Genomic DNA, 12,348 nt, shown 5'->3' with positions numbered 1-12,348 from the left:
GGTCAGATCGCGACGCGGGCCTCGGACTGCTCGATACCCAGTTGGCGCAGGCACTCCTCGAGGATCCGCATCACCTCGATGGTGTCGCTCAACGGCATCACCGGCGACTCGGTGTCACCCGCGAGGACGCGATCCGTGACCTCGGTGATCTCGTGGCAGTAGCCGCGGCCAGTCATGTTGGCCTCGATCACACGCGGCAGCACGCCCGTGCGATGCACCGAGAGCGTCGTGGGGTGGTGGAACCTGGGCTCCACCTCGATCCAGCCCTTCGTGCCGTGGACGACCATCCGGCCGGGACCGTGACCGTCGAACCCGCAGGCGAGCGACGCCAGGCCACCGCCCTCGTGCTCGATGTTGATGGCCGCGGCCATGTCCACGCCGTTGGGCGCGAACCGGCCGACGCAGTTCACCGCGCGCCCGGCGCCGAGGAAGGACTGCGCGAAGCTGACCACGTAGACCCCGAGGTCCAGCATCGCCCCTCCGCCGGTGGCCGGGTCGAACAGGCGGTGGGACGGGTCGTAGGCGCGGTACGCGGACAGGTCACCCTGCACTCCGAGGACGTCGCCGATGCGGCCCCAGGCCACCACCTCGCGCGCGGCAGCGACCGCCGGCAGGAACCGGGTCCACATGGCCTCCATGCAGAACACCCCCTTGGCCCGGGCCGCCGCGACCACCTCCTCGGTGCCGGCGAGGGTGGCGGTGAACGACTTCTCCACCAGCAGCGCCTTGCCCCGCTCGATTGCCGCGAGCGCGACGTCGTGGTGGTGCGGATGCGTGTTGGCGAGGTAGACGACGTCGATGGTCTCGTCGTCCAGGAGATCGGCGTAGGAGCCGTAGGCCCGCTCGATTCCGTGCTTGGCGGCGAACTCCTCCGCCCTGCCGAGGTCCCGCGACGCGATCGCGGCCAACTCTGCGTTGGGGACGAAACCGAAGTCGGAGGCCATCACATCGGCGATCCCGCCAGCCCCGACGAATCCCCAACGGATGGTGTCCATGGCCCACAGGCTACCGCCGCGTGGACCGCGTCTCGGCAACTTCGGTAACTGTGACTAGTCTGGTCCCGGCAGGAAGGAAGTGCATGGCACGCATCGTTCAGAAGTACGGCGGCTCGTCCGTTGCAGACGCCGACTCGATCAAGCGGGTGGCCCGCCGAGTTGCGCGGACCCGTAGCGAGGGCCACGAGGTGATCATCGTCATCTCGGCCATGGGGGACACCACGGACGAGCTGATGGACCTGGCGCTCCAGGTCTCGCCGCGCCCGAAGTCACGCGAGCTGGACATGCTGCTGACCACTGGTGAGCGCCAGAGCGCTGCCCTGCTGGCCATGGCGCTGTCGGACCTCGGCGTCGACGCCGTCTCCTACACGGGCTCCCAGGCTGGCGTCCTCACCACCCCGATCCACGGCAACGCCCGCATCATCGACATCACGCCTGGGCGTGTCGAGGCTGCCGTCCAGGAGGGCAACGTCGCAATCGTCGCCGGCTTCCAGGGTGTGGCGCAGTCCACGAAGGACGTGACCACGCTCGGTCGCGGCGCCTCCGACACCACCGCCGTCGCGCTCGCAGCCGCGCTGGGCGCGGACCACTGCGAGATCTACAGCGACGTCGACGGTGTCTTCACCGCCGACCCGCGGATCGTGCCCGCCGCGCAGCCGATCACCGAGATCAGCTACGAGGAGATGATGGAGATGGCGGCATCCGGCGCCAAGATCCTCCACCTGCGCTGCGTCGAGTACGCGCGCCGCGAGAACGTGAAGGTCCACGTCCGCTCATCATTCACAGACAAGCCGGGAACCTGGGTCAAGGCCCTGGAAGAGGTTCAGAAGGGACCGAACATGGAAGAAGCCATCATCACCGGCGTCGCGCACGACCGCGGCGAGGCGAAGATCACGATCGCGGGCGTCCCGGACCGGGTCGGCGAGGCCGCGCTGATCTTCACCACGATCGCCGAGCACGACATCAACATCGACATGATCGTCCAGAACATCTCCCGGCTCTCGGACGTGAAGACCGACATCTCCTTCACGCTGCCGATGACCGAGGGCGGCCGCGCCATCGAGGCGCTCGAGTCCATCAAGGACCAGGTGGGCTTCGACGAGTTGCTCTACGACGACCAGATCGGCAAGGTCTCCATCGTCGGGGTGGGGATGCGCTCCCACCCGGGCGTCACCGCGACGTTCTTCCGCGCCCTGGCCGGCCAGGACGTCAACCTCCAGATGATCTCCACCTCGGAGATCCGGATCTCCGTCGTGGTCGGTTCCGACGACGTGGACGACGCCGTGCGCGCCGCCCACTCCGCGTTCGGCCTGGATGCCGAGGAGGAGGCTGTGGTGCACGCCGGCACCGGCCGCTGACCCACGTCCTGCGAGCCCGCTCGCCGAACGCGATGTGATCAGGTCCCGTGAGCGTTTCACGGGACCTGATCGTTTTCCCACCCCCACCCCACAACGGGTTTCACCTGCGGAATGACCACTTTGCGTGAGCGATGGGTAACGATTGCGTGTACTTGGGCCGTCAGACTGTCACAACCGGGCAACGCTGCCGTATATTCGCGCACAGTTCAGCGGGGCGAGGTAGCCCCATCAAGTCTGGGCAGGACTCGCTGGTGAGACCAGCGCAGTAACAAGGAAAAGGAGAACTTCCATGAGCTACTCCCTGCAACGTCGTGGCTTCCTGAAGGGTGCGCTGGCTGCTGGCGCGCTCGTCCCCCTGGCAGCCTGCGCGGGCGGCGGCGATCCCGAGGAGACCCCCACCGACGCGGCCACCACCGAGGAGACCACCTCGCAGGAGACCACGTCGGAGGAGACTGCCCCGACGGACTCGAACAACCCGTTCGGCCTCGAGGTCCCCTCTGAGGTCGAGGCGATCATCTTCAACGGCGGCTACGGCATCGCCTACGCGGAGTTCGCGGGCGGCATCGTCGAGAAGACCCACGACGGTGTGACCGTCTCGGTCTCCCCCACCACGCAGGTGGCACAGGAGCTGCAGCCCCGCTTCACCGGCGGCAACCCGCCGGACGTCATCGACAACGCCGGTGCCGGCAAGATCGGGCTCGGAGCGATCGTCGACCAGCTCGAGGACCTCAACGAGGTCGTCGACGCCCCGAACCTCGAGGGCACCCCCATCAGGGACACCCTCTACGCAGGCGCTCTGGAGCCGGGCATCGTCTCCGGCAAGCAGGTTGCCCTCAACTACGTCCTGACCGTGTTCGGTCTGTGGTACTCCGCCTCCCTGTTCGAGGAGAACGGCTGGACCCCGCCGAAGACGTGGGACGAGGCGCTCGAGCTCGGCGCCAAGGCCAAGGAGGCCGGCAAGTACCTGTTCCTCTGGGGACTCGAGGCCGCCGACTACTACGGCGAGATGGCCATCACCTCCGCGATCAAGGAGGGCGGCCACGAGGTCCGCACCGCGCTCGACAACCTCGAGCCCGACTGCTGGAGCCACCCCGCCATCCAGGACGTGCTCACGAAGATCAAGGAGTGCGTGGACAACGGCTACTTCAAGCCGGGCGGCTCGGGAACCCAGTTCACCGCGGCCCAGGCTTCCTGGTCCAACGCGCAGGAGGCCCTGCTCTACCCCTCGGGCGCCTGGATCGAGAACGAGATGAAGGAGCAGACCGCGGAGGACTTCCAGATGACCGGCACCCCGGTGCCGACCGTCTCGACCTCCTCGGCCCTCCCCTTCGAGGCCATCCACTCCGCGGCCGACGAGCCCTACATCGTGCCCTCCCAGGGCGCGAACGTGGCCGGCGGCAAGGAGTTCATGCGCGCGATGCTCTCCCAGGAGGCTGCCGCGAACTTCGCCGAGACCATCCTGTCCCCGACCATCGTCAAGGACACCATCCCCGAGGACGCCTTCGGCTCCACGGCGCTGGCGTCCCAGATCTCCATGCTGGGGGGTGCCGGTGACGACATCTTCACCTGGCGCTTCAACGCCTACTACGGCATGGGTCCGGACCACGTGCAGGCCTGGAACTCGTTCCTCGACGGCCAGCTCGACGTCGCGGCGATGACCCAGGCGCTGCAGGATGTCACCGACCGCGTGGCCAACGACGACGCAATCGAGAAGTACGACCCGGTCCAGTGACAACTGAGTCGACAACCAAGGTCGAGGGCGGCGGGGACATCCCCGCCGCCCCGGCTGCGGGCCCCATCCCCGCGAACCCGCCGAAGAGGCGTCGTGGAGGTCGGTGGACGTTCGACAAGGTCAGCTTCATGGCGGTCTTCCTTGGCGTGCCGCTGATCATCTACCTCGGACTCGTGATCTACCCGTTCATCCAGGCAGTTCACTACTCGTTCACGAACTGGCGCGGCTTCGAGCCCATCTCGCAGGCCGACTACGTCTGGTTCGACAACTACATCTACCTCTTCAACGACCCCAAGTTCATGCAGGCACTGGGCAACAACATCCTGCTCGCCATCTTCCTGCCCCTGATCACCATCATCCTCGCCCTCGTGCTGGCCATCGTCATCACCATGGGCGGTCCCTCCCACGGAAACGTCCGCGGCATCAAGGGCGCCGGCTTCTACCGGGTGGTCTCCTTCTTCCCGTACGTGATCCCCGGCATCGTCATCGGCTTCATGTGGCGCCTGCTGCTGGACCCCAGCGCCGGCTTCGTCAACGGCATCCTGACGGCAATCGGTCTGGAGCAGTTCGAGAACTTCGCCTGGCTCGGCGACGCCCGAACCGCGATGCCGGTGTCGATGTTCGTCATCATCTGGGGCTTCGTCGGCTTCTACATGCTGCTGTTCATCGCAGCGATCAAGGCCGTCCCGGCCGAGATCTACGAGGCCGTCCGCATCGACGGCGCCGGCCGGTTCGTGACCGCCGTGCGTGTGACCGTCCCCCTGATCCGTGACAACATCCAGACCGCCTACATCTACATGGGCATCATGGCGATGGACGCGTTCATCTACATGTCCGCCCTGAACCCGCGCGGCGGCCCGCAGTTCACCACGCTCGTCATGAGCCAGGAACTGTTCAACACCGCGTTCGGCGGCAACAACCTCTGGGGCAGGGCGTCCGCAATGGGCGTCGTCCTCGCTGGTGTCACCCTGGCCTTCGCGGCCGTGGTGTTCCTCGTCAATCGCCTCACCGGCGGGAAGGACACGGTGAAGTACTGATGAGCACAGACACCAAGGCACCCCTCCAGTCGGAGCGCACGGTCAAGTGGAGCGCCGGGGACAAGGCGTTCGCGACCTTCTCCCACGTGGTCCTGGTCGTGTGGGCCCTGCTCGTCGTCGGCCCCCTGATCTGGACGTTCATGACGTCGTTCAAGACGTCGTCGGAGATCTTCGCCTCCGCGCTGTCGTTCCCGCAGGAACTGCTCGACGGCAGGATCTTCGAGAACTACGTCAACGCGTGGACCAAGGGCAACTTCGGCACGTACTTCCTGAACACGATCGTGGTCGTCGGCATCGCGATGGTGCTGGTCATGCTGCTGGGCGCCATGTGCGCCTACGTGCTGGCCCGCCACTCGTTCCCCGGCAGCCAGCTGATCTACTACCTGATGCTCGCGGGGCTGACGTTCCCGATCTTCCTGGCGATCGTGCCGCTGTACAAGGTCCTGCAGTCCCTGCCGCTGCCCTGGGCACCCGGCCAGAGCCTGCTCGGCACGCACACCGGACTGATCCTGACCTACGTGGCGTTCGCACTGCCGTTCACGGTGTTCTTCCTGTACGCGTTCTTCAAGACGCTGCCGGACGAGATCGCCGAGGCGGCCGCGGTGGACGGCGCGGGCGAGTGGACGACCTTCTTCCGGATCATGCTCCCGATGGCCAAGCCCGGCATCGCGTCGGTGGCGATCTTCAACTTCCTCGGACTCTGGAACCAGTACCTCCTGCCGGTGGCGCTGAACTCCTCCGAGCCGAAGTACGTCCTGGCACAGGGCATCGCGCGGTTCGCGTCCCAGATGGGTTACTCGACCGACTTCGGTGCACTGTTCGCGGCCGTGATCATCACGGTCGTGCCCGTCCTCGTCATCTACGTGCTGTTCCAGCGCCAGCTGCAGGGTTCGGTGTCCCAGGGCACCATGAAGTAGCTCGCGACACAACGAAGAACGGGGCCGCGCGATCTGCGCGGCCCCGTTCTGCGTCCCTGCGCTACCGGCGGCGGCCGGTGCCGAAGAGGCTGCGCACGATCTCGCGGGCCGCCGTGCGGGCGAACTGCTTGAAGGCGGTGGAACCGGTCACCTGCTCGACGAGGCCCGGCTCCTTGCGGCTGCGGGAGGGACCGGTGGAACGGGAGCGCGACGTCGGGCCGGACTCCTTGCGCCGAGCCTCGGCCTCCTGCCGCTCGGCCTCGGCCCGCGCCTGCTCCTCGGCGGCCCGGGCGCCCTCCTCGACCTTGCGGATCAGCATCTCGTGGGCCGAGTCCCTGTCCACCGCCTGCCCGTAGCGCGCCATCAACTGCGACTGCGCGACGCCGGCCCGCAGCGCCTCCGCGTCGGTGGGTCCCATCGTCGACTCGGGAGCCCAGATCCGGGTCCACGCCACCGGGGTCGGTGCGCCGTCGGGATCCATCACGGTGACGACGGCCTCGCCGGTTCCGAGCTGCTGCAGCACCTGCTCGAGGTCGTAGCCGGACCTGGGGTAGGTGGAGACGGTGGCCCTGAGGGCCTTCGCCGCGTTCGGGGTGTGGGCGCGAAGCTGGTGCTGCACGCGGCTGCCCAGCTGGGCCAGCACGTCGGCGGGGACGTCCTTGGGGGTCTGGGTCACGAAGAACACGCCGACGCCCTTGGAGCGGATGAGCCGCACCGTCTGGGTGATGGCCTGCAGGAACGCGTCGGAGGCACCGTTGAACAGCAGGTGCGCCTCGTCGAAGAAGAACACCAGTTTGGGGCGCTCGACGTCGCCCACCTCCGGCAGGTCCTGGTACAGGTCGGCGAGCAGCCACATCAGGAACGTGGAGAACAGGTCGGGCCGGCTGGCCAGGTCGGGCAGTTCCAGCAGGGAGACGACGCCGCGGCCGTCGGGAGCGGTCCGGAGCAGCTCCTTCGGGTCGAACTCTGGCTCGCCGAAGAAGACGTCCCCGCCCTGCTGCTGCAGCGTCAGCAGGTTGCGCAGGATCACGCCCGCGGTGGCGCTGGAGACTCCCCCGATGCCCTTCAGCTCGGGCTTGCCCTCGTCGGAGGTGAGGTACTTCAGCAGCTCGGTGAGGTCCTTGAGGTCCAGCAGGGGCAGGCCGTTGCTGTCCGCGTAGTAGAACACCAGGCCCAGGGAGGACTCCTGCACCTCGTTCAGTCCGAGCACCTTGGACAGCAGGATGGGCCCGAACGCCGTCACGGTGGCGCGCAGCGGGACGCCGATCCCCTGCCCGCCCAGTGCGTAGAACTCGCACGGGAATGCCCGGGCCTCCCAGGGCTGTCCGTTGGCCGACGTGCGGGCCAGTAGTTTCTCCCCGCCCGCACCGGGGGTTGCCATGCCGGACAGGTCGCCCTTGATGTCGGCCAGGAACACCGGCACACCGGCGTTGCTGAGCGCCTCGGCCATCACCTGCAGGGTGACGGTCTTGCCGGTGCCGGTGGCGCCGGCGACGAGGCCGTGCCGGTTGAACATGGACACCGGGATCCGGACCGGGGCGTCGACCACGGGACCGTCCGCCTCGAGGACGCCGAGCTGGACCGCCTCGTCCTCGAAGGCGTATCCCTCCTTGACGGCGCTGATCACTTCTTCGTGTGCTGTGGGCTCTGTCACCCCCCAAAGCCTGCCACAAGCCCGCGTCGCAGCCCCGGCAAAGCGGGATCACGGCTAAAGTGTGGGAGGTGATCTTCAAACGAGTGGGCGAGGGGCGCCCGTACCAGGACCACGGCTACAGCCAGAAGCAGTGGGCCGCCATCGCCCCGCACCAGGTCCGGCTCGATGAACTGACCACCACCAAGCGCACCCTGGACCTGGAGACCCTCCTCGAGGAGGACTCCACCTTCTACGGTGACCTGTTCGCCCACGTCGTCGCCTTCGAGGGCGAGTTGTACCTCGAGGACGGACTGCACCGTGCGCTGAGGGCCGCGCTGCAGCAGCGGCAGACCCTCCATGCCCGCGTGCTGGAGCTGGGTCGGTAGGTTCGGGCGCGACCATGACAAACGACGAGCAGAACTGAGCCCGAAGACGTGCGCATTTTCCGACTTATCGCCACCCCCGTGCTGCTGCTCGGGCTGCTCGCGTTCCTCGTCTGGGGCGCGTTCTGGGGCTGGCGCAACCTGACCGCACCGCTGCCCACCCCTGAGCCGACGCCGTGCGTGACTGTCACCACCGACACAGTCACCGTCGCCGACGTGTCAGTGCGCGTCTACAACGGCGGCTTCACCAGCGGGCTGGCGCGGCGTCAGGCGTCGCGGCTCGAGGACCTCGGCTTCAATGTCATCCGGGTGGGCAACACCGACGAGCGGGTCTCCGGAACGGTGATCCGGGGCAACGAGGTCAACGTCCCGGCCAAGCGCCTGGTGATGTCCTCCTTCACGGGAGCGACGTTCGAGAACGACGACAGAGTCGATGGCACCGTGGACGTGCTCCTTGGTTCCGACTTCGGCGGTGAGACCGACCCGGAGACGGAGCAGATCTACCAGGTGTCCTCGGGTGGATCCGTGTGCCTGCCGCCCAGCCCCGAGCCGACGGACTCCCCCTCCCCCTCGGCCACCGCGACGACGGAGTCCTGAGCCAGTGTGTTCTCCCCGGGCCCACGCGCCGGGTTGCCGCGCAACAATGGGGGCATGACCTTCCAGACACCGGAACCAGCAAGCGCGGACATCGGCATCGTGGGGATCGGGGTGATGGGCACCTCGCTGGCGAGGAACCTCGCACGCCACGGCCACGCCGTCGCGGCGTACGACCTCTCCGACGAGCACGTCGCCAAGCTGGTCACCAACTACGGCCACGAGGGCACCTTCGTCCCCACTGCGACGCTGCCCGAGTTCGTGGCGGCACTCAGGTCCCCGCGCGTGGCCATCATCCTCGTGCCCGCCGGCAACCCGACCGACTCGACGGTGGCGAGCCTCGAGGAGGCGATGGAGCCCGGCGACATCATCATCGACAGCGGAAACACCCTGTTCACCGACACCCAGGAGCGCGCCGCCGCCCTCGCCGAGACCGGCATCCACTTCGTCGGCATGGGCATCTCGGGCGGCGAGGAGGGTGCACTGACCGGGCCGTCGATGATGCCCGGCGGCAGCCGGGAGTCCTACGAGCGGATCGGCCCCATGCTGGAGTCCATCGCCGCGCAGGTGGACGGCGAGCCGTGCTGCACCCACATCGGCCCCGACGGTGCCGGGCACTTCGTCAAGACCGTCCACAACGGCATCGAGTACGCCGACATGCAGCTGATCGCCGAGGCCTACGACCTGATGCGCCGCGGGCTCGGCATGGAGGTGCTGGAGATCCGCGACGTGTTCGCCTCGTGGAAGGAGACCGAACTGGACTCCTACCTGATCGACATCACCACCGACATCCTGGGCCACACCGACGCCGAGACCGGTCGCCCGTTCGTCGACATCATCTCCGACAGGGCCGCCCAGAAGGGCACCGGCGCCTGGACCGTGAAGGCGGCACTCGACGTCGGCATCCCCGTCCCGGCGATCGCGGAGGCCACGTTCGCCCGCTCGCTGTCCGGGGCCGAGGCCGAGCGCGGCGTCATCAGCCAACTCGACGTCGACCCCCACGTGGAGCCCATCACCGGCGACCGGGCAGAGCTGGTCGACGCCATCCGGGACGCACTGCTGGCATCCAAGATCTCCGCCTACGCGCAGGGCTTCGACGAGATCCAGCAGGCCAGCATCGACGAGCAGTGGCACATCGACAACGCCGCCCTGGCGCGCATCTGGCGTGGCGGCTGCATCATCCGCGCCGGGTTCCTGAACTACATCTCCGACGCCTACATCGCCCACCCCGACCTGCCGTCCCTGCTGGGCGACAGCTGGTTCAGCGAGCGCATCGCCCGCTGCCTGCCGGCCTGGCGCGGCGTCGTGGCGCTGTCGGCCACCTCCGGGATCCCCGCGCCCGCGTTCGGGTCCTCCCTGGCCTGGTACGACGGCCTGCGCTCCGAGCGGCTGCCCACGGCGCTGGTCCAGTCCCAGCGCGACTACTTCGGCTCCCACACCTACGGCCGCGTCGACAAGCCCGGTCGGTTCCACACCCGCTGGGAGCTGGACCCCCGCGTCGAGGAGCAGTGGGACTGACTCCGCCGGTCGGGCAACGCGTGTCGAGACCACACCCGGCGAGGTCTCGACACGGGCGCAGGGCGCCCTACTCGACCAACGAGGGTTCCCGCCGGTCGAGTAGCGCTGCGAGGAACGAGCAGCGCGTGTCGAGACCACACCCGGCACAGGTCTCGACACGGGCGCCGGGCGCCCTACTCGACCAACGATTGGGCCCGGCGCGGCGACCAGATGCAAAAGGACTCCCGGCCCTGGTGGGCCGGGAGTCCGGTTGGCGGTGACGGAGGGATTTGAACCCTCGGTGGGTTGCCCCACACTCGCTTTCGAGGCGAGCACTTTCGGCCGCTCAGACACGTCACCGTGGACCACTTTAACGAATGGCGGCGCGTGGCTCCAACTTGGGTCAGCGGCGGTCGCCGAAGAAGTCCAGCAGCAGGGCGGCGCACTCGTCGGCGAGGACCCCGCTGGTGACCTTCGGGCGGTGGTTGAGCCGGGGATCGCGCACGACGTCCCACAGTGAGGAGACCGCTCCGGCCTTCTCGTCGAAGGCCCCGAAGACCAGGTGCCCGACCCGGGAGGCGACCACTGCACCTGCGCACATGGTGCACGGCTCGAGGGTGACCACGAGCGTGCAGTCCTCGAGTCGCCACTCCCCCAGCGCCTGGGCGGCGCGTCGGATGGCCACCACCTCGGCGTGCGCGGTGGGATCTCCGGTCAGTTCGCGCTCGTTGCCCGCGGCGGCCAGGAGCGAGCCGTCGGCGTCGAGCACGACCGCCCCGATGGGGACGTCGCCGTGCCCACGAGCCAGGTTGGCCTGTTCGATCGCGAGCCGCATAGGGGCCGCCCAGCGAGTGGCCACCTCAGGCGTCGAAGGCCTCGACGGCGCGGTTGAACTGTTCGGAGATCTTCAGCTTGTGCGCGATCTGCGCCAACAGCTCATCGGAGTCCTCGTCGTAGTCGGTGGCGATCGCCTCGAGCTCGAAGGCCCCCAGGCCGCTGGCGGAGAACATCTCCAGGTCACCGACGGGCGCGGAGTCGTCGTCCTCGTCCGGGAGGTCCTCGCCGAGGTAGTCGAGGACGTCGCGGGCGATCGGCCAGTCGTTGCCGGCGGAGGCGTCGCTGAGGAGCACCTCCACGGAGCGGCCCCGGACGCGGCAGATCACGAAGAACTCGCCGGCCACGGACACGAAGCCGTCGGCCCCGGAGTCGCCGGGGAGGCGCGTGAGCTCGCGGATCAGTTCGTCGAGGTCGTTGGCCAGCTCGAAGTCCAGCGGAACCACCTGCGGCTCGCCGTCCTCACGGTAGGCGGCCACGACGAGGTCGACGTCCTCCTCGGAGGCGTCCTCGAGGTCATCGTCCTCGAAGTCGTCCGAATCCTCCTCGTCCGACTCCTCGTCGTCCTTGAGGTCGAACGGCTCTGCGTCTTCGTCGAACACGTCCACGTCGTTCTCCCTTGTTCCTGGCGGTGCACCCCCATGATTCCAGACAACACCCAACAAGTCAGCCCCGGGATGCCCAACCCGGTCAACGCGCCATCCGGTGATGTGCCAAAGTGGGGTCGTGGAGATTCGCGTCATCAAGCACCCCCTGGTCGATCACAAGCTCACGAAGCTGCGTGACAGGACCACCGAACAGCCCACCTTCCGTCGACTCGTGGAGGAGCTCGTCACCCTGCTCGCCTACGAGGCCACCCGCGGGGTGCGCGTCGAGGACGTCGGCATCGAGACTCCCGTGGCCCCCACCGTGGGCACGCGCCTGATGGACCCGGCGCCGCTCGTGGTTCCCATCCTGCGCGCCGGGCTGGGCATGCTCGACGGCATGCTGCGGCTCGTCCCCACCGCCGAGGTGGGCTTCCTCGGCATGATCCGCGACGAGGAGACGCTCCAGCCGGCCACCTACGCCGAACGCCTCCCGCAGGACCTCTCCGGGCGCCAGTGCTACGTCCTGGACCCGATGCTCGCCACAGGCGGCTCACTCGGCGAGGCCGTCAAGTTCCTCGTGGGACGCGGCGCGGACGACATCACCTGCATCTGCCTGCTGGCGGCACCCGAGGGCATCGAGAACTTCAAGAACCTGCTGGCGCACCTGGACGTGCCGTGCACGCTGGTGGTCGCCGCCGTCGACGAGAAGCTGGACGGCCAGGGCTACATCGTCCCCGGCCTCGGCGACGCCGGAGACCGCCTCTACGGCCTGGCCGACTGA

The 12,348-nt window shown here is 68.1% G+C and carries 12 protein-coding genes and 1 tRNA gene; 8 read left to right on the top strand and 5 right to left on the bottom strand.

The features are described 5' to 3' along the window. Nucleotides 1-2: 2 nt before the first annotated feature. Nucleotides 3-995: a Gfo/Idh/MocA family protein gene (locus tag FOJ82_RS11255; RefSeq protein ID WP_143938574.1), complete on the bottom strand. Its 993-nt coding sequence runs from the start codon at nt 993-995 to the stop codon at nt 3-5. Between the two features lie 83 nt (nt 996-1,078). Between FOJ82_RS11255 and FOJ82_RS11250 the strand changes: the two genes are divergently transcribed. From FOJ82_RS11250 to FOJ82_RS11235, 4 genes are all read left to right on the top strand, one after another. Then, nucleotides 1,079-2,353 carry an aspartate kinase gene (locus FOJ82_RS11250; protein WP_143938573.1) on the top strand — a complete coding sequence of 425 codons (1,275 nt, stop codon included), beginning with the start codon at nt 1,079-1,081 and terminating at the stop codon, nt 2,351-2,353. A gap of 289 nt (nt 2,354-2,642) precedes the next feature. After that, on the top strand, nt 2,643-4,085 hold the full coding sequence (gene ngcE, locus FOJ82_RS11245) for an N-acetylglucosamine/diacetylchitobiose ABC transporter substrate-binding protein (protein ID WP_143938572.1): 1,443 nt from the start codon (nt 2,643-2,645) through the stop codon (nt 4,083-4,085). After that, nucleotides 4,082-5,122: a carbohydrate ABC transporter permease gene (locus FOJ82_RS11240; RefSeq protein ID WP_221933133.1), complete on the top strand. Its 1,041-nt coding sequence runs from the start codon at nt 4,082-4,084 to the stop codon at nt 5,120-5,122. Before ngcE ends, FOJ82_RS11240 begins: the two co-directional genes overlap by 4 nt. Continuing rightward, nucleotides 5,122-6,039 (top strand): carbohydrate ABC transporter permease, encoded by a 918-nt coding sequence (locus tag FOJ82_RS11235; RefSeq protein WP_143938571.1) that lies wholly within the window; start codon nt 5,122-5,124, stop codon nt 6,037-6,039. Before FOJ82_RS11240 ends, FOJ82_RS11235 begins: the two co-directional genes overlap by 1 nt. A 61-nt stretch (nt 6,040-6,100) precedes the next feature. Here FOJ82_RS11235 and FOJ82_RS11230 read toward each other — a convergent pair whose 3' ends face one another. Further along, nucleotides 6,101-7,693, bottom strand: a complete 1,593-nt coding sequence (locus FOJ82_RS11230; protein WP_246099849.1) for a helicase HerA-like domain-containing protein — start codon at nt 7,691-7,693, stop codon at nt 6,101-6,103. Between the two features lie 68 nt (nt 7,694-7,761). Here FOJ82_RS11230 and FOJ82_RS11225 point away from each other — a divergent pair, with 68 nt between their 5' ends. Genes FOJ82_RS11225 through gndA form a run of 3 tightly spaced genes read left to right on the top strand, consistent with a single transcriptional unit; the run spans nt 7,762 to nt 10,167 of the window. Further along, complete coding sequence (locus FOJ82_RS11225) at nt 7,762-8,058, top strand: type II toxin-antitoxin system VapB family antitoxin (protein WP_143938570.1); 297 nt, start codon at nt 7,762-7,764, stop codon at nt 8,056-8,058. 48 nt (nt 8,059-8,106) lie between these two features. Further along, nucleotides 8,107-8,652: a LytR C-terminal domain-containing protein gene (locus FOJ82_RS11220; RefSeq protein WP_143938569.1), complete on the top strand. Its 546-nt coding sequence runs from the start codon at nt 8,107-8,109 to the stop codon at nt 8,650-8,652. Between the two features lie 54 nt (nt 8,653-8,706). Beyond that, nucleotides 8,707-10,167, top strand: a complete 1,461-nt coding sequence (gndA, locus tag FOJ82_RS11215) for an NADP-dependent phosphogluconate dehydrogenase (RefSeq protein WP_143938568.1) — start codon at nt 8,707-8,709, stop codon at nt 10,165-10,167. Between the two features lie 251 nt (nt 10,168-10,418). On the opposite strand, the gene FOJ82_RS11210 is transcribed toward gndA, so the two are convergent. The 3 genes from FOJ82_RS11210 to FOJ82_RS11200 all read right to left on the bottom strand — a co-directional run bounded on the left by FOJ82_RS11210 (nt 10,419) and on the right by FOJ82_RS11200 (nt 11,588). After that, a tRNA-Ser gene (locus FOJ82_RS11210) sits at nt 10,419-10,506 on the bottom strand. Between the two features lie 43 nt (nt 10,507-10,549). Further along, a complete protein-coding gene (gene tadA / locus FOJ82_RS11205; protein WP_143938567.1) occupies nt 10,550-10,981 on the bottom strand; it encodes a tRNA adenosine(34) deaminase TadA in 432 nt (143 codons plus the stop codon). 25 nt (nt 10,982-11,006) lie between these two features. Further along, entirely contained in the window at nt 11,007-11,588 is a 582-nt protein-coding gene (locus FOJ82_RS11200; protein WP_185975746.1) for a tRNA adenosine deaminase-associated protein, read from the bottom strand. Nucleotides 11,589-11,721: 133 nt separating this feature from the next. Between FOJ82_RS11200 and upp the strand changes: the two genes are divergently transcribed. After that, on the top strand, nt 11,722-12,348 hold the full coding sequence (upp, locus tag FOJ82_RS11195) for a uracil phosphoribosyltransferase (protein WP_185975760.1): 627 nt from the start codon (nt 11,722-11,724) through the stop codon (nt 12,346-12,348).

It is taken from the genome of Tessaracoccus rhinocerotis (assembly GCF_007197885.1).
In the GTDB taxonomy this organism is placed as follows: domain Bacteria; phylum Actinomycetota; class Actinomycetes; order Propionibacteriales; family Propionibacteriaceae; genus Arachnia; species Arachnia rhinocerotis.
Note: the sequence above shows the minus strand (reverse complement) of the source record. Positions and strands in the feature narration are given on the sequence as shown.